Source organism: Streptomyces sp. NBC_00557 (assembly GCF_036345995.1).
In the GTDB taxonomy this organism is placed as follows: domain Bacteria; phylum Actinomycetota; class Actinomycetes; order Streptomycetales; family Streptomycetaceae; genus Streptomyces.
Genome location: NZ_CP107796.1, coordinates 3,326,192 through 3,342,719, shown reverse-complemented (window position 1 = coordinate 3,342,719; position 16,528 = coordinate 3,326,192). Strand labels below are relative to the sequence as shown.

Genomic DNA, 16,528 nt, shown 5'->3' with positions numbered 1-16,528 from the left:
GGGGCAAACCCCGCAGGTCAGTTCCGCCAGGCTCCGGGGGCCGTTGAAAGACGGCCCCCGGGGAACCGGCAGACGATCAGGAGATAGACGTGATCCAGCAGGAGTCGCGACTGCGCGTCGCCGACAACACTGGTGCGAAGGAGATCCTTTGCATCCGTGTGCTCGGTGGCTCCGGTCGCCGCTACGCGGGCATCGGTGACGTCATCGTCGCCACCGTCAAGGACGCGATCCCCGGTGGCAACGTGAAGAAGGGTGACGTCGTCAAGGCGGTCATCGTTCGCACCGTCAAGGAGCGCCGCCGTCCGGACGGCTCGTACATCCGCTTCGACGAGAACGCCGCCGTCATTCTGAAGAACGACGGCGACCCTCGCGGCACCCGCATCTTCGGCCCGGTTGGCCGTGAGCTGCGCGAGAAGAAGTTCATGAAGATCATCTCGCTCGCGCCGGAGGTGCTGTAAGCATGAAGATCAAGAAGGGCGACCTGGTCCAGGTCATCACCGGCAAGGACAAGGGCAAGCAGGGCAAGGTCATTGCCGCTTACCCGCGCGAGGAGCGCGTCCTGGTCGAGGGTGTCAACCGGGTCAAGAAGCACACCAAGGCCGGTCCGACCGCTCGCGGTTCCCAGGCCGGCGGCATCGTGACCACCGAGGCGCCGATCCACGTCTCCAACGTCCAGCTGGTCGTGGAGAAGGACGGCAAGAAGGTCGTCACGCGTGTCGGCTACCGCTTCGACGAAGAGGGCAACAAGATCCGCGTTGCCAAGCGGACGGGTGAGGACATCTGATGGCTACCACCACCACTCCGCGTCTGAAGCAGAAGTACCGCGAGGAGATCGCGGGCAAGCTGCGTGACGAGTTCAAGTACGAGAACGTCATGCAGGTCCCCGGCCTCGTCAAGATCGTGGTCAACATGGGTGTCGGCGACGCCGCCCGTGACTCGAAGCTGATCGAGGGCGCGATCCGCGACCTGACCACCATCACCGGTCAGAAGCCGGCCGTCACCAAGGCCCGCAAGTCCATCGCGCAGTTCAAGCTGCGCGAGGGCCAGCCGATCGGTGCCCACGTCACGCTCCGTGGCGACCGCATGTGGGAGTTCCTTGACCGCACCCTGTCGCTCGCGCTGCCGCGCATCCGCGACTTCCGCGGCCTGTCCCCCAAGCAGTTCGACGGCCGTGGCAACTACACCTTCGGTCTCACGGAGCAGGTCATGTTCCACGAGATCGACCAGGACAAGATCGACCGCGTCCGGGGTATGGACATCACCGTGGTGACCACGGCGACCAACGACGAAGAGGGCCGTGCCCTTCTCCGTCACCTCGGCTTCCCGTTCAAGGAGGCGTGAGCGAGATGGCGAAGAAGGCTCTCATCGCGAAGGCTGCTCGCAAGCCCAAGTTCGGTGTGCGTGGCTACACCCGCTGCCAGCGCTGCGGCCGTCCGCACTCCGTGTACCGCAAGTTCGGCCTCTGCCGCGTGTGCCTTCGTGAGATGGCTCACCGTGGCGAGCTGCCGGGCGTGACCAAGAGCTCCTGGTAATCCCGGTAATTCGGGATTCCTGGACCTCTCGGTAAGCAACCGGGACGGCAGGGGCGCCTCCCTCATGGCTTAGGCTGGGAGGGTTGGGCCTCTGCCGCCCTGAACGACTTACTACGCCGTAGGTCCCCGCGCCGCACCCGTCCCGTCCATGTATGGGGAGAGGGATGGCGCATATAGGAAACCCCGGCGAGAAAGGCCACAGGCCAATTCATGACCATGACTGATCCGATCGCAGACATGCTGACGCGTCTGCGTAACGCGAACTCGGCGTACCACGACACCGTGACGATGCCGGCGTCCAAGATCAAGTCGCACATCGCGGAGATCCTCCAGCAGGAGGGCTTCATCACGGGCTGGCGTGTCGAGGACGCCGAGGTCGGCAAGAACCTCGTCCTCGAGCTGAAGTTCGGCCCGAACCGTGAGCGCTCCATCGCGGGCATCAAGCGGATCTCCAAGCCCGGTCTCCGGGTGTACGCGAAGTCCACCAACCTGCCGAAGGTGCTCGGCGGCCTCGGCGTGGCGATCATCTCCACGTCCCACGGTCTGCTCACCGACAAGCAGGCGCAGAAGAAGGGCGTGGGTGGGGAAGTCCTCGCCTACGTCTGGTAACGGAAGGGAACGGAGGAAACAGCTATGTCGCGCATCGGCAAGCTCCCCATCCCGGTTCCCGCCGGCGTGGACGTCACCATCGACGGCCGTACGGTCAAGGTCAAGGGCCCCAAGGGCGAGCTGACCCACACCGTTGCCGCGCCGATCGACATCGCTAAGGGCGAGGACGGCACCCTGCAGGTGCTCCGCCCGAACGACGAGCGGCAGAGCAAGGCCCTGCACGGCCTGTCCCGCACGCTGGTGGCGAACATGATCACCGGTGTGACCCAGGGATACGTCAAGAAGCTCGAGATCAGCGGTGTCGGTTACCGAGTGACCGCCAAGGGTTCCAACCTGGAGTTCGCTCTCGGTTACAGCCACCCGATCCTGGTCGAGGCCCCCGAGGGCATCTCCTTCAAGGTGGAGTCCCCGACCCGTTTCTCGGTCGAGGGCATCGACAAGCAGAAGGTCGGCGAGGTTGCGGCCAACATCCGCAAGCTGCGCAAGCCCGACCCGTACAAGGCCAAGGGCGTCAAGTACGAGGGCGAAGTCATCCGCCGCAAGGTCGGAAAGGCGGGTAAGTAAGCCATGGCATACGGGCAGAAGATCCTCAAGGGCGACGCCTACAAGCGCGCCGCGATCAAGCGCCGTCACATCCGGATCCGCAAGAAGGTGTCCGGTACGGCGGAGCGTCCCCGTCTGGTCGTGACCCGCTCCAACCGCCACATCGTGGCGCAGGTGATCGACGACCTGAAGGGCCACACCCTGGCGTCGGCGTCCACCCTGGACGCGTCGATCCGCGGTGGCGAGGGCGACAAGTCCGCGCAGGCCAAGCAGGTCGGCGCCCTGGTCGCCGAGCGTGCCAAGGCCGCCGGTGTCGAGGCCGTCGTGTTCGACCGTGGTGGCAACCAGTACGCCGGGCGCATCGCCGCCCTGGCGGACGCCGCCCGCGAAGCCGGGCTCAAGTTCTGAGCCGCTTGTAGCTAGCGGAAAGAGAGAGGTAATCCAATGGCTGGACCCCAGCGCCGCGGAAGCGGTGCCGGTGGCGGCGAGCGGCGGGACCGGAAGGGCCGTGACGGCGGCGCTGCTGCCGCCGAGAAGACCGCGTACGTTGAGCGCGTCGTCGCGATCAACCGCGTCGCCAAGGTTGTGAAGGGTGGTCGTCGCTTCAGCTTCACCGCGCTGGTCGTGGTGGGCGACGGTGACGGCACCGTGGGTGTCGGTTACGGCAAGGCCAAGGAGGTGCCGGCCGCCATCGCCAAGGGCGTTGAGGAGGCCAAGAAGCACTTCTTCAAGGTCCCCCGGATCCAGGGCACCATCCCGCACCCCATCCAGGGTGAGAAGGCCGCCGGCGTCGTGCTGCTCAAGCCCGCGTCGCCCGGTACCGGTGTGATCGCCGGTGGTCCGGTGCGTGCCGTGCTCGAGTGCGCCGGTATCCACGACGTGCTGTCGAAGTCGCTCGGCTCCGACAACGCCATCAACATCGTGCACGCGACCGTGGAGGCCCTGAAGGGCCTGCAGCGTCCCGAGGAGATCGCGGCCCGCCGTGGTCTGCCGCTCGAGGACGTCGCTCCCGCGGCTCTGCTGCGTGCGCGTGCCGGGGCGGGTGCGTAATCATGGCGCAGCTCAAGATCACGCAGGTCAAGTCCTACATCGGCAGCAAGCAGAACCACCGTGACACCCTGCGGTCGCTTGGTCTCAAGGGGATCAACACCGTGGTCGTCAAGGAGGACCGCCCCGAGTTCCGCGGCATGGTGCACACCGTCCGCCACCTCGTGACGGTCGAGGAGGTCGACTGATCATGGCGGAGCAGAACCCGCTCAAGATCCACAACCTCCGTCCCGCCCCGGGCGCCAAGACCGCCAAGACCCGTGTCGGTCGTGGTGAGGCGTCGAAGGGTAAGACGGCCGGTCGTGGTACCAAGGGCACGAAGGCCCGCTACCAGGTTCCGGAGAGCTTCGAGGGTGGCCAGATGCCGCTCCACATGCGTCTCCCGAAGCTGAAGGGCTTCAAGAACCCGTTCAAGACCGAGTACCAGGTCGTGAACCTCGAGAAGCTCGCCGCGCTCTACCCGGAGGGTGGCGAGGTCACCGTCGAGTCGCTGGTGGCCAAGGGCGCCGTTCGCAAGAACAGCCTCGTCAAGGTCCTCGGGCAGGGCGAGATCTCCGTGGCGCTGCAGGTGACGGTCGACGCCGTCTCCGGCTCCGCCAAGGAGAAGATCACCGCCGCCGGCGGTACGGTCACCGAGCTGGTCTGAGTCCCTCGGGTCCCTCGATGACGTGAACGATCCCGACCGGGGATACTCCACAAAAGGGGTATCCCCGGTCGGTCGTTCCTAGGGCGGCGCCTTCGCCGGTAAGGTGGCCAGCACTGCCTACTTTCACCGGGTGCTTCCCATGGGGCACTCTGAGCGGCAGTTGACCGTTAGCTATTCGTCTCTATCCGTCGAACCTCAAGACCGTCACCCTTGACGCAGTTGCGCGGGGGTCGCAGGAGGCACCGTGCTCACCGCGTTCGCCCGGGCGTTCAGGACGCCCGACCTGCGCAAGAAGCTGCTCTTCACGCTGGGCATCATCGTGGTCTACCGGGTCGGTACCCACATTCCGATCCCCGGCGTCAACTACAAGGCCGTCCAGCAGTGTGTGACCGAGGCACAGGGCAACCAGGGCCTGTTCGGTCTCGTCAACATGTTCAGCGGTGGTGCGCTGCTGCAGATCACGGTCTTCGCGCTCGGCATCATGCCGTACATCACGGCCAGCATCATCCTTCAGCTGCTGACCGTGGTCATCCCGCGTCTGGAAGCCCTGAAGAAGGAGGGCCAGGCCGGTACGGCGAAGATCACGCAGTACACCCGTTACCTCACCGTGGCGCTCGCCATCCTGCAGGGCACCGGCCTGGTCGCCACCGCCCGCAGCGGCGCGCTGTTCAACGGCTGCTCGGTGGCCTCCAGCATCGTCCCGGACCGCACGATCTTCGCGACGATCACGATGGTGATCTGCATGACCGCCGGCACGGCCGTCGTGATGTGGCTCGGCGAGCTGATCACCGACCGCGGCATCGGCAACGGCATGTCGATCCTCATGTTCATCTCGATCGCCGCGACCTTCCCGTCCGCGCTGTGGGCCATCAAGAAGCAGGGCACCCTGGCCGGCGGCTGGATCGAGTTCGGCACCGTGATCCTGGTCGGCCTGGTCATGGTCGCGCTCGTCGTCTTCGTCGAGCAGGCCCAGCGCCGCATCCCGGTGCAGTACGCGAAGCGCATGATCGGCCGCCGTTCCTACGGCGGTACGTCCACGTACATCCCGCTCAAGGTGAACCAGGCGGGTGTGATTCCCGTCATCTTCGCCTCCTCGCTGCTCTACATCCCGGCACTGGTGGCGCAGTTCGCAGGGGGCAACGCGGGCTGGAAGCAGTGGGTCACCCAGAACCTGACCAAGGGTGACCACCCGATTTACATCACTCTGTACTTCTTGCTCATCGTTTTCTTCGCGTTCTTCTACGTCGCGATCTCCTTCAACCCCGAGGAAGTCGCCGACAACATGAAGAAGTATGGTGGCTTCATCCCGGGCATCCGGGCTGGCCGACCGACCGCTGAGTACCTCAGCTACGTGCTCAACCGGATCACCTGGCCGGGTTCGCTGTATCTGGGTCTGATCGCTCTCGTACCGACAATGGCGTTGGTGGGCTTCGGGGCAAGCCAGAACTTCCCGTTCGGTGGAACCAGCATCCTGATCATCGTGGGTGTCGGTCTCGAGACGGTGAAGCAGATCGAGAGCCAGCTCCAGCAGCGCAATTACGAAGGGTTCCTCCGCTGATGCGTATCGTCCTCGTCGGGCCGCCGGGTGCCGGTAAGGGAACGCAAGCCGTCCGCCTCGCCGAGAAGCTGGCCATTCCGCACATCTCCACGGGCGACCTGTTCCGGGCCAACATCAGCCAGCAGACCGAGCTGGGCAAGCTGGCCAAGTCCTACATGGACCGGGGCGACCTGGTGCCGGACACGGTCACCATCGCGATGGCCAAGGACCGCATGGAGCAGCCGGACGCCGAGAAGGGCTTCCTGCTGGACGGGTTCCCGCGCAACGTGCAGCAGGCGGAGGCGCTGGACGAGCTGCTGGAGACCGAGGGCATCACCCTGGACGCGGTGCTGGACCTGGAGGTCCCCGAGGACGAGGTCGTGAAGCGGATCGCCGGCCGGCGCATCTGCCGCAACGACTCCTCTCACGTGTTCCACGTGACGTACAGCCCGCCGAAGAAGGAGGGCGTCTGCGACGTCTGCGGCGGCGAGCTGTACCAGCGCGACGACGACTCCGAGGACACCGTCCGCACGCGGCTGGAGGTCTACCACACGCAGACCGAGCCGATCATCGACTACTACAAGGCGCAGGGCCTGGTCGTGACGATCTCCTCCCTGGGCCCGGTGGACGAGATCACGCAGCGGGCGCTGGAAGTGCTCAAGCGCGAGAAGGCCGAGCAGTAGACAGCCCGGCCCTTCCGGCCGCGGTGCCCGCCCCAGGGTGCCGCGGCCGTACTGTTGTACCGACAACCCAGCCGATGTGAGTGACGGAGAGCGCAGGCCCCCATGGTGCAGATCAAGACGCCCGAGCAGATCGCGAAGATGCGTGCGGCGGGTCTGGTCGTCGCCGCCATCCACGCGGCCACCCGCGAGGCCGCGGTGCCCGGCGCCTCCACCAAGGACCTGGACGAGGTCGCCCGCAAGGTGCTGGCCGAGCACGGCGCCAAGTCGAACTTCCTGGGGTACGGCGGCTTCCCGGCCACCATCTGCACGTCCGTGAACGACGTCGTGGTCCACGGCATCCCGTCCGAGGACGTCGTCCTCAAGGACGGCGACATCATCTCCATCGACTGCGGCGCCATCGTCGACGGCTGGCACGGCGACGCGGCCTACACGGCGTTCGTGGGCTCCGGTCACGCCCCGGAGCTGATCGAGCTGTCCCGGGTGACCGAGGAGTCGATGTGGGCCGGCATCGCGGCCATGAAGCAGGGCAACCGCCTGGTCGACATCTCCCGGGCCATCGAGACGTACATCCGCCGCCAGCCGAAGCCGGGCGGCGGCCGCTACGGCATCATCGAGGACTACGGCGGCCACGGCATCGGCACCGAGATGCACATGGACCCGCACCTGCTGAACTACGTCGACCGGCGCCGCGGCAAGGGCCCCAAGCTGGTCCCCGGCTTCTGCCTCGCCATCGAGCCGATGGTCTCGCTCGGCACCCCGAAGACCGAGGTCCTCTCGGACGACTGGACGGTCATCACGACCGACGGCACCTGGTCCTCCCACTGGGAGCACTCCGTCGCCCTGACCGAGCAGGGCCCGCTGGTCCTGACGGCCCCGGACGGCGGCAGGGCGAAGCTCGCCGAGTACGGCATCACGGCCGCTCCCGACCCGCTCGCATAGGGATCACCGGGATGGGGCAGACTTCCTCGATTCGCGTTTCCGGGTGCGCCGACGTAGACTGACTCGTCGGCTCTCGTGCACCCGCATGTCCGCATGCGCCCCGCAGGGGAAGCAGGAGAGTCGATCAAGGTAGTCGATTCGAAGGGCGAAGCGTGGCCAAGAAGCAAGGTGCCATCGAGATCGAGGGCACTGTCGTCGAGTCTCTGCCGAACGCCATGTTCAAGGTCGAGCTCCAGAACGGCCACCAGGTCCTGGCACACATCAGCGGCAAGATGCGTATGCACTACATCCGCATCCTCCCTGACGACCGGGTCGTGGTGGAGCTGTCTCCGTACGACCTGACGCGTGGCCGGATCGTCTACCGGTACAAGTAGATCTTGCCCGCATCCCGCCGTGGCGGGGTGATGGCACTGACCCGGAGAACCTCACCTAATGAAGGTCAAGCCGAGCGTCAAGAAGATCTGCGACAAGTGCAGGGTGATCCGCCGTCACGGTCGGGTCATGGTCATCTGCGAGAACCCGCGCCACAAGCAGCGCCAGGGCTGACGCACGACCGACACCCTCTGCACCTCTATCGCAGGGATTCGCGCGACGCGAGCTGAATATGTTCATACGCAGGGCCCGAGCCATCCAGCTCGACACCCCCGGTTCGGAGGCCGGGGACCCGGTTCGTACCTGGTACGGCGGCCGGGAGCCGGTTCTGCGGAAGACCTCCGAAGATCACCAGGAGCCATTGAATGGCACGCGTTTCCGGTGTTGACATCCCGCGCGACAAGCGCGTGGAGGTCGCCCTCACCTACGTGTTCGGCATCGGCCGGACCCTCTCGAAGGAGACGCTGGCTGCGACCGGCGTCGACCCGAACACCCGCGTCCGTGACCTGACCGAAGAGCAGCTGGTCGCGATCCGCGAGTACGTCGACAACAACATCAAGACCGAGGGTGACCTCCGTCGCGAGATCCAGGCCGACATCCGCCGCAAGGTCGAGATCGGCTGCTACCAGGGTCTCCGTCACCGTCGCGGTCTGCCTGTCCGCGGTCAGCGCACCAGCACCAACGCCCGCACCCGCAAGGGCCCGCGTCGCGCCATCGCCGGCAAGAAGAAGCCGGGCAAGAAGTAGTCCGCAGCGGACACCTGTCCACGGTCTTCGCTGTAGGACCGACCACCTCCCGTAGGAGTTAGTAGATGCCCCCCAAGGGACGTCAGGGCGCTGCCAAGAAGGTGCGCCGCAAGGAAAAGAAGAACGTCGCTCACGGCCACGCGCACATCAAGAGCACGTTCAACAACACGATCGTCTCCATCACGGACCCGTCGGGCAACGTGATCTCCTGGGCCTCCGCCGGCCACGTCGGCTTCAAGGGCTCCCGGAAGTCCACGCCGTTCGCCGCGCAGATGGCCGCCGAGTCGGCCGCCCGCCGCGCCCAGGAGCACGGCATGCGCAAGGTCGACGTGTTCGTCAAGGGCCCGGGCTCCGGTCGTGAGACCGCGATCCGCTCCCTGCAGGCCACGGGCCTCGAGGTCGGCTCCATCCAGGACGTCACCCCGACCCCGCACAACGGCTGCCGTCCGCCGAAGCGCCGCCGCGTCTGACGCCGCTTCGCAGGGCTTTCCGGGCGGTACGGCTCCTTCTGGTCGTACCGCCCGTACCCTTGCAGTACCCCGTGTTTTCCGTGCACGGGTTCCGTCGGGCGTCATATAGCGGGCGCCCACGACTGAAGGATCTGATCCACACATGCTGATCGCTCAGCGACCCTCGTTGACCGAAGAGGTCGTCGACGAGTTCCGCTCCCGGTTCGTGATCGAGCCGCTGGAGCCGGGCTTCGGCTACACCCTCGGCAACTCCCTCCGCCGCACCCTCCTGTCGTCGATCCCCGGCGCTGCTGTCACCAGCATCCGCATCGACGGCGTCCTGCACGAGTTCACCACCGTGCCGGGCGTCAAGGAGGACGTCACCGACCTGATCCTCAACATCAAGCAGCTGGTCGTCTCCTCGGAGCACGACGAGCCGGTCGTGATGTACCTGCGCAAGCAGGGCCCGGGTCTGGTCACCGCCGCCGACATCGCGCCTCCGGCCGGTGTCGAGGTGCACAACCCCGACCTCGTCCTCGCCACGCTCAACGGCAAGGGCAAGCTGGAGATGGAGCTGACGGTCGAGCGCGGCCGCGGTTACGTCTCCGCCGTGCAGAACAAGCAGGTGGGCCAGGAGATCGGCCGTATCCCGGTCGACTCCATCTACTCGCCGGTGCTCAAGGTCACGTACAAGGTCGAGGCCACGCGTGTCGAGCAGCGCACCGACTTCGACAAGCTGATCGTCGACGTCGAGACCAAGCAGGCGATGCGTCCCCGTGACGCCATGGCCTCCGCCGGCAAGACCCTGGTCGAGCTGTTCGGTCTCGCCCGCGAGCTGAACATCGACGCCGAGGGCATCGACATGGGCCCGTCCCCCACGGACGCCGCCCTCGCCGCCGACCTGGCGCTGCCGATCGAGGAGCTGGAGCTCACGGTCCGCTCCTACAACTGCCTCAAGCGCGAGGGCATCCACTCCGTGGGTGAGCTGGTCGCCCGCTCCGAGGCCGACCTGCTGGACATCCGCAACTTCGGTGCGAAGTCCATCGACGAGGTCAAGGCGAAGCTGGCCGGCATGGGCCTGGCCCTCAAGGACAGCCCGCCCGGATTCGACCCGACCGCCGCCGCGGACGCGTTCGGTGCCGATGACGACGCGGACGCGGGTTTCGTGGAGACCGAGCAGTACTGATCCGGTCCGAGCGCGATCCACTTCCGGGTGCCTGGCGACAGGCACCCGGATCTCCGACAGGCGACCGCCTGCTCGGATACTGACCCCGGTACCTGATACGGCCGGGGCAGAGATACAGGAGAAGAACCATGCCGAAGCCCACCAAGGGTGCCCGTCTGGGCGGCAGCGCCGCGCACGAGAAGCTGCTCCTCGCCAACCTGGCGAAGTCGCTGTTCGAGCACGGCCGTATCACCACCACCGAGGCGAAGGCCCGCCGCCTGCGCCCGTACGCCGAGCGTCTGATCACCAAGGCGAAGAAGGGCGACCTTCACAACCGCCGTCAGGTGCTCCAGGTCATCACGGACAAGAGCGTCGTCCACACGCTCTTCACCGAGATCGGCCCGCGGTACGAGAACCGTCCGGGTGGCTACACCCGCATCACCAAGATCGGTAACCGCCGTGGCGACAACGCGCCCATGGCCGTCATCGAGCTGGTCGAGGCGCTGACGGTGCAGCAGACCGCCGTGGGTGAGGCCGAGGCCGCCACCAAGCGTGCGGTCAAGGAGGCCGACGAGGCCAAGGCCCAGGAGACCAAGGCCGAGGAGACCGAGGCCACCGAGGCTCCGGCCGAGGAGTCCACGGAGGCCTGAGGCTCTGCCGTGAGCTGAGCGGGTCCGCCCTTCACCGGGCGGGCCCGCTTTTGCGTACCTGAGAGGATCTGTTCTGTGAGTGAAGTACAGCCCGGGTTCGTCCGCATCCGCCTTGACCTCTCCTACGACGGCACCGGCTTCCACGGCTGGGCCAAGCAGGCCGGCGGCCGGCGGACGGTCCAGGGCGAGGTGGAGGACGCGCTGCGTACGGTGACGCGGTCACCGGAGACGTTCGAGCTGACGGTGGCCGGACGCACCGACGCCGGCGTGCACGCCCGTGGCCAGGTCGCCCATGTGGACCTGCCCCGCGAGGTCTGGGCGGAGCAGAGCGGCAAGCTGCTCAAGCGGCTCGCCGGCCGCCTCCCCCGGGACGTACGGGTGTGGGCCCTGCGGGAGGCGCCCAGCGGTTTCGACGCGCGGTTCGCCGCGATCTGGCGGCGCTACGTCTACCGGGTCACCGACAACCCCGGCGGCGTGGACCCGCTGCTGCGAGGCCACGTCCTGTGGCACGACTGGCCGCTGGACGTCGCCGTGATGGACGCCGCCGCCAAGTCCCTGATCGGGGAGCACGACTTCGCGGCGTACGCGAAGAAGCGGGAGGGCGCGACCACCATCCGGGAGATCCTCGACTTCGGCGTGACCCGGGGCGCGGACGGCATCATCGAGATCGAGGTCCGGGCCGACGCCTTCTGCCACAACCAGGTCCGCTCCATGGTCGGCGCGCTGCTCTTCGTCGGCGACGGCCACCGTGGCGTGGAGTGGCCGCGGAAGGTGCTGGACGCGGGCGTCCGCGACAGCGCCGTCCATGTCGTCCGCCCGCACGGCCTGACCCTGGAGGAGGTCGGCTACCCGGCGGACGAGCTGCTGCTGGAGAGGCAGCGGCAGGCGCGGAACAGGCGCACGCTGCCCGGCGCGGACTGCCGCTGAACGACCGCCCCGCCCGGTGCATGGGGAGATGAAGCCCACAATTTACCTGCATGTAGCAGGTACATGCCCGACTCATCGTGACATATCAGACGTAAGTCTCCTCCGGTCTCTTACAAAATTCACACAACTCGTATAGTCTCGCGTCCCTCGGCCATGCATGTGACAGGGGCGGCCGGGCAAGGGTGGGGGTTTCAGCGGGCCGTCGTCGGCCCTGGGGTGGGTTTTTTCATGACATCAGTTGGTGCTGCGCGCACCGGGGGGCGCAGGGCTGCCCCACGCCAGGGCAGCGGGCGGCGGAGAGCCGGCCGGGGCGACGGCGCTCCGCTGGGGCTGCTGCCGGTGCCGCCGACGGACCGGGAGAAGTACTCCTACGCCCGCCGGCATCTGTGGATCCTGACGATCAGCTCGCTGGTCAGTTTCTGCTGCCTGGTGATGAGCCAGTTCAAGCTGGCGCAGTCCACGCCGGTGCTGTGGGTCTACACACCGCTGCTGGTCTTCACGGTCATCTACTACCTGGTGTCGTTGCGGGTGAACGGGTTCACCCGGGACTTCGACATCGCCCACCACCGGCGACTGGTCCAGAACTGGCGGCCCGAGGTCTATCCGTCCGTCGACGTCTTCCTGCCGGTGTGCGGGGAGCCCATCGAGGTGCTGCACAACACCTGGCGGCATGTGCGAGCCATGGCCGACCGATACCCCGGGGTGTGCGTGCCGTTCGTGCTGGATGACGGCGCGAGTCCCGAACTGGCCGCCATGGCCCACGATTTCGGGTTCCGTTACGGCACCCGGGAGAACCGGGGCTGGTTCAAGAAGGCCGGCAATCTGCACTTCGGCTTCGAGCGCTCCGACGGCGAGTTCATCCTCATCCTTGACGCCGACTTCACCCCCCGGGCGGATCTGCTGGATGAACTGCTGCCGTACATGGACGCCGACCCGCGCATCGGTATCGTCCAGTCCCCCCAGTACTTCCGCGTACTCGACTCGCAGAACTGGATCGAACGCGGGGCGGGCGCGGTGCAGGAGCTTTTCTACCGCTCCGTCCAGGTGGCCCGGCAGAGCAGCGACGGCGCGATTTGCGTGGGCTCCTGCGCGGTCTACCGGCGGGCGGCCCTGGAGACCAACGGCGGTACGACGCTGATCGAGCACTCCGAGGACGTGCACACCGGGTTCGACCTGCGGGGGCTGGGCTGGGACCTGCGGTATGTGCCGGTCGCGGTGTCCACCGGCGTGTGTCCGGACACGGCCGGGGCCTTCTTCAACCAGCAGTACCGCTGGTGCTCGGGGTCGATGAGCCTGCTCGGCAGCCGCAAGTTCTGGACGGCGAAGATCAGGTTCTCCAGCCGTCTCTGCTACATGTCCGGCTTCTTCTACTACATCCACACGGCGCTGTTCACCTTCGCCGCGCCGGTCATCCCTATCGTGCTGCTGCTGTTGATGCCGGAGAAGCTCAAGGCCGAGAACCTGCTCCTGGTGCTGCCCAGCATCGTGTACACCACGATCATCTTCCCCATGTGGCACCGGGCGCCCTACCGCCTGGAGGCCTGGGCGGCGCGCATGATGTACGGCTGGGCGCACGTCTTCGCCATCTGGGACATTCTCCGCAAGAACCGCATGGGCTGGCAGCCGACCGGATCGTCCGGAGCCAAGAAGAACAAGACGCGGCGCTTCTGGATCGGCATGTGGGTGTGGAGCGGTGGCACGGCGCTGGTGTGGGTCACCGCGGCGGTGTACCGGACGTTCACCATGAACGCTCCGGACTTCGCCCTGATCCTGTCGTCCGGGTTGTTCTACGCGCTGGTGGTGGGCCGGGTGCTGGTCCAGCCGCGGGCGGGGGCCGATGCCTGATGCGACTGAAGGAACGATTCCGTACGCGCCGCGTCGTCCTGGCCGGCGCTCTGGCAGGCGTCCTCGCCCTCAGCGATTGCTCACTGAACGGCGACGACTCCGGCGGCTCGCCGTCGTCCCGCGGGACCACGGCCGCACCGTACTCCGCGGGCGCCGACAAGGACGTCCCCTACGACGTCTCGCCCCTGCTGAAGCCGGCCAGGAAGTACTACGGGGCGGCCGTGGCGGGCGCACCGACCTCCCTCAAGGGGATCGACGCGTACACACGGATGACCGGCAAGCAGCCGAACCTCATCGAGTACTACGCCGGCTGGGGCGACGGCTTCGACGCCAGCGGGGTGCGCAGGGCCTGGGGCGTGGGCGCGATGACGCTCATGTCCTGGGAGCCGTTCGACACCACGCTCGCCGACATCGCGGCGGGCAAGTCGGACGCGTACATCAAGAAGTACGCGTCCGCGGTCCGCAAGCTGAACCTGCCCGTGGTGATCGACTTCGCGGACGAGTTCAACGGCAACTGGGAGAAGTGGGGCACGAAGTACGTGACCCCTGCGCAGTACGTGGCCGCCTGGCGGCACATTCACGACACCTTCGTCGACGTCGGCGCCACCAACGTCATCTGGGTCTGGTCGCCCAACATCATCAACCCGGTCAAGGACGTCAAGCTGCAGCCCTACTACCCCGGTGACGCCTACGTCGACTGGATCGGGCTGATCGGCTACTTCACCCTCGGCGCGGACAACGCCTTCAGCAGCGTGTTCGGGCCGACCCGCGACCAGATCCGCACCTTCACCAAGAAGCCCATGCTCGTGCTGGAGACCGCCGCCATGCCCGGCGAGCGACGCCGTGCCGACGTCCGCAACCTGTTCTCGGGCGTCGAGGCGGACGACCGCATGCTCGGTTTCGTCTGGTTCGACTACAAGAAGCGCGCCGACTGGAGACTGGAGGCGAGCCCGCTGGCGCTGGAGGAGTTCAAGCACCTGGCCGCCGACGACCGGTTCGGCTTCGACGTTCGGAAGCCGTCATGACCTCTCACCCTGATCACTACACCCCGCAGCCGTACGACCCGTACGCCGAGGAGGACCCCGAGGGCGGCTGGTTCAACTCCAACGGCTACATCCCGCGCCAGCCGCAGGGCTACGAGGTCACCGAGGGGCACGACCACCTCGGTTACGGCTACGACTCCCGGGCCTACCCGCACCAGCAGTTGGCGGACCAGCAGACGTTCGCGCTGCGGACGGTGACCGCACCGGAGAACCCGGCGGAACCCGGCTACCACGTTCCGCAGACGCCCGACGCGGGCTGGGACGACACCCCGAGCCGCCGCAGGGCGTGGGTGAGCCGCAGCCTGCTCGCCGTCGTGCTGGTGATCCAGGCGCTGCTGTCACTGCGGCTGTCGAACACCGCATTCCAGGACGAGGCGCTGTATCTCGCAGCCGGCCACAACATGATCGACCACTGGACGAACGGCACCCCGCTGCACAGCGGCTACGAGTCGTACTTTTCCGGTTCGCCGATGCTGTACCCGGTGCTGGCGGCCTTCGTGGACAGCCACTTCGGCCTGTCCGGGGCCCGAGCGCTCAGTCTGCTGTGCCTGCTGGGCGCCTCTGCGCTGCTGTATTCCTTCACCCGGCGCCTGTTCAACGAGCGCGTCGCGCTCGTGGCGACCGCTCTGTTCGCGGTGACTCAGCCGACGATCGTGCTGGGCTGGTTCGCGACCTATGACGCCCCGGCGATCTTCCTGCTGGCGCTGTCCGCCTGGATCATCGTCCGCACCGGCCGGGCACCCATGGCCGCGGTGCTCCTCGCCGCACCGGTCGTGGTCCTGGCGGTCGCAGTGAAGTACGCCTCCGCCCTGTACGTGCCCACGCTGATCGTCCTTGCGGCGCTCACCGCCTGGCACCACCGGGGCTGGCGGTGCCTGCCGCGCGCCCTCCTGCTGGGCGCCGGCACCGCCGTGCTGGCCGGACTCGGCCTCATGTACACCGACGTGCTCGCCGGTGTACGGCAGACCACCACCAACCGCGCCCACGGCACGGACGCGGCCTCGGCGCTGCTGGAGAAGTCCCTGGAATGGGGCGGCCTGATGTTCGCCACCGCCGTCGCGGGCGCCGTCGCCTACGCGCTGCGCGGCCGGATGAACGAGTCACCGCGCTCGTACGGACTCGACGGCCCCGGATGGCGCTGGCGCACCATGCTCGGCGTCACACTGACCGGCACCGCGCTGCTGGCACCGGCGTACCAGATCCATCTGCACACTTCCGTCTCGCTGTACAAGCACCTCGACTTCGGCCTGCTGTTCGCCGCGCCCATGGCGGGGATCGGCGTGATCCGGCTGGTCGGCAAGCACTTCCGGTATCCGCAGCTCGGAGTCATGCTCTGGGTCACCGCGCTGTGCCTGGGGGTCTCGCAGTCCGAGTGGCGGTACGGGCTGTGGCCCGACTCCACGGCGATGGTCAAGGCGATCGAACCGCACATGAATCCCCACGGTCACTATCTCGGCGAGACCTACGAGGTGCCCGTCTACTACCTCCGGGACAAGACGAACCACTCCCAGTGGACGTCCACCTACGGCATCGGTTACGCGGACAAGAAGGGCGTCGTCCACCACGGCAACGAGGGATACCGCCTCGCTCTGCGGGACGGCTACTTCGACCTCGTTCTCCTGGACGGTGTCGGCACCCCAGGGCAGGACGCCTTCATCGAGCGGCAGGTGTCCGAGAGCGGCCACTACCGGCTGGTCGGCAAGATCCCGTTCCGCCTCAGCTCCGGCGGCACCGGCTCGTACCGCATCTGGATCAAGACCTCCTGAGACAGCACTCCCTGAAGTGAGAAAGGCCG

At 67.0% G+C, this 16,528-nt stretch carries 23 protein-coding genes; all 23 read left to right on the top strand.

What is annotated here, in order from left to right; genetic code table 11:
* Positions 1-89: 89 nt before the first annotated feature.
* The 23 genes from rplN (at position 90) to OG956_RS13975 (ending at position 16,499) form a co-directional block, all read left to right on the top strand.
* Positions 90-458 carry a 50S ribosomal protein L14 gene (gene rplN, locus OG956_RS14085; protein WP_003998823.1) on the top strand — a complete coding sequence of 123 codons (369 nt, stop codon included), beginning with the start codon at positions 90-92 and terminating at the stop codon, positions 456-458.
* Between the two features lie 2 nt (positions 459-460).
* Positions 461-784: a 50S ribosomal protein L24 gene (gene rplX, locus OG956_RS14080; protein WP_196460383.1), complete on the top strand. Its 324-nt coding sequence runs from the start codon at positions 461-463 to the stop codon at positions 782-784.
* Entirely contained in the window at positions 784-1,341 is a 558-nt protein-coding gene (rplE, locus tag OG956_RS14075; protein WP_030345436.1) for a 50S ribosomal protein L5, read from the top strand. The genes rplX and rplE overlap by 1 nt, the downstream gene beginning before the upstream one ends.
* A gap of 5 nt (positions 1,342-1,346) precedes the next feature.
* On the top strand, positions 1,347-1,532 hold the full coding sequence (locus OG956_RS14070) for a type Z 30S ribosomal protein S14 (RefSeq protein ID WP_003948630.1): 186 nt from the start codon (positions 1,347-1,349) through the stop codon (positions 1,530-1,532).
* A 210-nt stretch (positions 1,533-1,742) separates the two neighbouring features.
* Entirely contained in the window at positions 1,743-2,141 is a 399-nt protein-coding gene (rpsH, locus tag OG956_RS14065; protein ID WP_330338322.1) for a 30S ribosomal protein S8, read from the top strand.
* 24 nt (positions 2,142-2,165) lie between these two features.
* Positions 2,166-2,705 (top strand): 50S ribosomal protein L6, encoded by a 540-nt coding sequence (gene rplF / locus OG956_RS14060; protein WP_330338321.1) that lies wholly within the window; start codon positions 2,166-2,168, stop codon positions 2,703-2,705.
* Positions 2,706-2,708: 3 nt separating this feature from the next.
* Complete coding sequence (gene rplR, locus OG956_RS14055) at positions 2,709-3,092, top strand: 50S ribosomal protein L18 (RefSeq protein ID WP_029380981.1); 384 nt, start codon at positions 2,709-2,711, stop codon at positions 3,090-3,092.
* Between the two features lie 36 nt (positions 3,093-3,128).
* Positions 3,129-3,734, top strand: coding sequence for a 30S ribosomal protein S5 (gene rpsE, locus OG956_RS14050; protein WP_019753099.1), 606 nt, complete (start codon positions 3,129-3,131; stop codon positions 3,732-3,734).
* A gap of 2 nt (positions 3,735-3,736) precedes the next feature.
* Entirely contained in the window at positions 3,737-3,919 is a 183-nt protein-coding gene (rpmD, locus tag OG956_RS14045; protein ID WP_003998814.1) for a 50S ribosomal protein L30, read from the top strand.
* A 2-nt stretch (positions 3,920-3,921) separates the two neighbouring features.
* Positions 3,922-4,377: a 50S ribosomal protein L15 gene (gene rplO, locus OG956_RS14040; protein WP_330338320.1), complete on the top strand. Its 456-nt coding sequence runs from the start codon at positions 3,922-3,924 to the stop codon at positions 4,375-4,377.
* 244 nt (positions 4,378-4,621) lie between these two features.
* Positions 4,622-5,935: a preprotein translocase subunit SecY gene (secY, locus tag OG956_RS14035; RefSeq protein WP_330338319.1), complete on the top strand. Its 1,314-nt coding sequence runs from the start codon at positions 4,622-4,624 to the stop codon at positions 5,933-5,935.
* A complete protein-coding gene (locus OG956_RS14030) occupies positions 5,935-6,597 on the top strand; it encodes an adenylate kinase (RefSeq protein ID WP_330338318.1) in 663 nt (220 codons plus the stop codon). Before secY ends, OG956_RS14030 begins: the two co-directional genes overlap by 1 nt.
* 102 nt (positions 6,598-6,699) lie before the next feature.
* On the top strand, positions 6,700-7,536 hold the full coding sequence (gene map / locus OG956_RS14025) for a type I methionyl aminopeptidase (protein ID WP_330338317.1): 837 nt from the start codon (positions 6,700-6,702) through the stop codon (positions 7,534-7,536).
* Between the two features lie 152 nt (positions 7,537-7,688).
* A complete protein-coding gene (gene infA / locus OG956_RS14020; RefSeq protein ID WP_003948620.1) occupies positions 7,689-7,910 on the top strand; it encodes a translation initiation factor IF-1 in 222 nt (73 codons plus the stop codon).
* Positions 7,911-7,968: 58 nt separating this feature from the next.
* Positions 7,969-8,082, top strand: a complete 114-nt coding sequence (gene rpmJ, locus OG956_RS14015) for a 50S ribosomal protein L36 (protein WP_003998809.1) — start codon at positions 7,969-7,971, stop codon at positions 8,080-8,082.
* A gap of 191 nt (positions 8,083-8,273) precedes the next feature.
* Entirely contained in the window at positions 8,274-8,654 is a 381-nt protein-coding gene (gene rpsM / locus OG956_RS14010) for a 30S ribosomal protein S13 (RefSeq protein ID WP_330338316.1), read from the top strand.
* Between the two features lie 65 nt (positions 8,655-8,719).
* Positions 8,720-9,124 carry a 30S ribosomal protein S11 gene (gene rpsK / locus OG956_RS14005; protein WP_003956432.1) on the top strand — a complete coding sequence of 135 codons (405 nt, stop codon included), beginning with the start codon at positions 8,720-8,722 and terminating at the stop codon, positions 9,122-9,124.
* Positions 9,125-9,266: 142 nt separating this feature from the next.
* Positions 9,267-10,289: a DNA-directed RNA polymerase subunit alpha gene (locus tag OG956_RS14000; protein WP_003966937.1), complete on the top strand. Its 1,023-nt coding sequence runs from the start codon at positions 9,267-9,269 to the stop codon at positions 10,287-10,289.
* Between the two features lie 128 nt (positions 10,290-10,417).
* Positions 10,418-10,918, top strand: coding sequence for a 50S ribosomal protein L17 (gene rplQ / locus OG956_RS13995; RefSeq protein ID WP_330338315.1), 501 nt, complete (start codon positions 10,418-10,420; stop codon positions 10,916-10,918).
* 75 nt (positions 10,919-10,993) lie between these two features.
* Positions 10,994-11,845 (top strand): tRNA pseudouridine(38-40) synthase TruA, encoded by an 852-nt coding sequence (truA, locus tag OG956_RS13990; RefSeq protein ID WP_330338314.1) that lies wholly within the window; start codon positions 10,994-10,996, stop codon positions 11,843-11,845.
* Between the two features lie 429 nt (positions 11,846-12,274).
* Positions 12,275-13,690, top strand: coding sequence for a glycosyltransferase family 2 protein (locus OG956_RS13985; RefSeq protein ID WP_330342836.1), 1,416 nt, complete (start codon positions 12,275-12,277; stop codon positions 13,688-13,690).
* Positions 13,690-14,715 (top strand): glycoside hydrolase family 26 protein, encoded by a 1,026-nt coding sequence (locus OG956_RS13980; protein WP_330338313.1) that lies wholly within the window; start codon positions 13,690-13,692, stop codon positions 14,713-14,715. Before OG956_RS13985 ends, OG956_RS13980 begins: the two co-directional genes overlap by 1 nt.
* Positions 14,712-16,499, top strand: a complete 1,788-nt coding sequence (locus OG956_RS13975; protein WP_330338312.1) for an ArnT family glycosyltransferase — start codon at positions 14,712-14,714, stop codon at positions 16,497-16,499. Before OG956_RS13980 ends, OG956_RS13975 begins: the two co-directional genes overlap by 4 nt.
* The last annotated feature ends 29 nt before the right edge of the window (positions 16,500-16,528 follow it).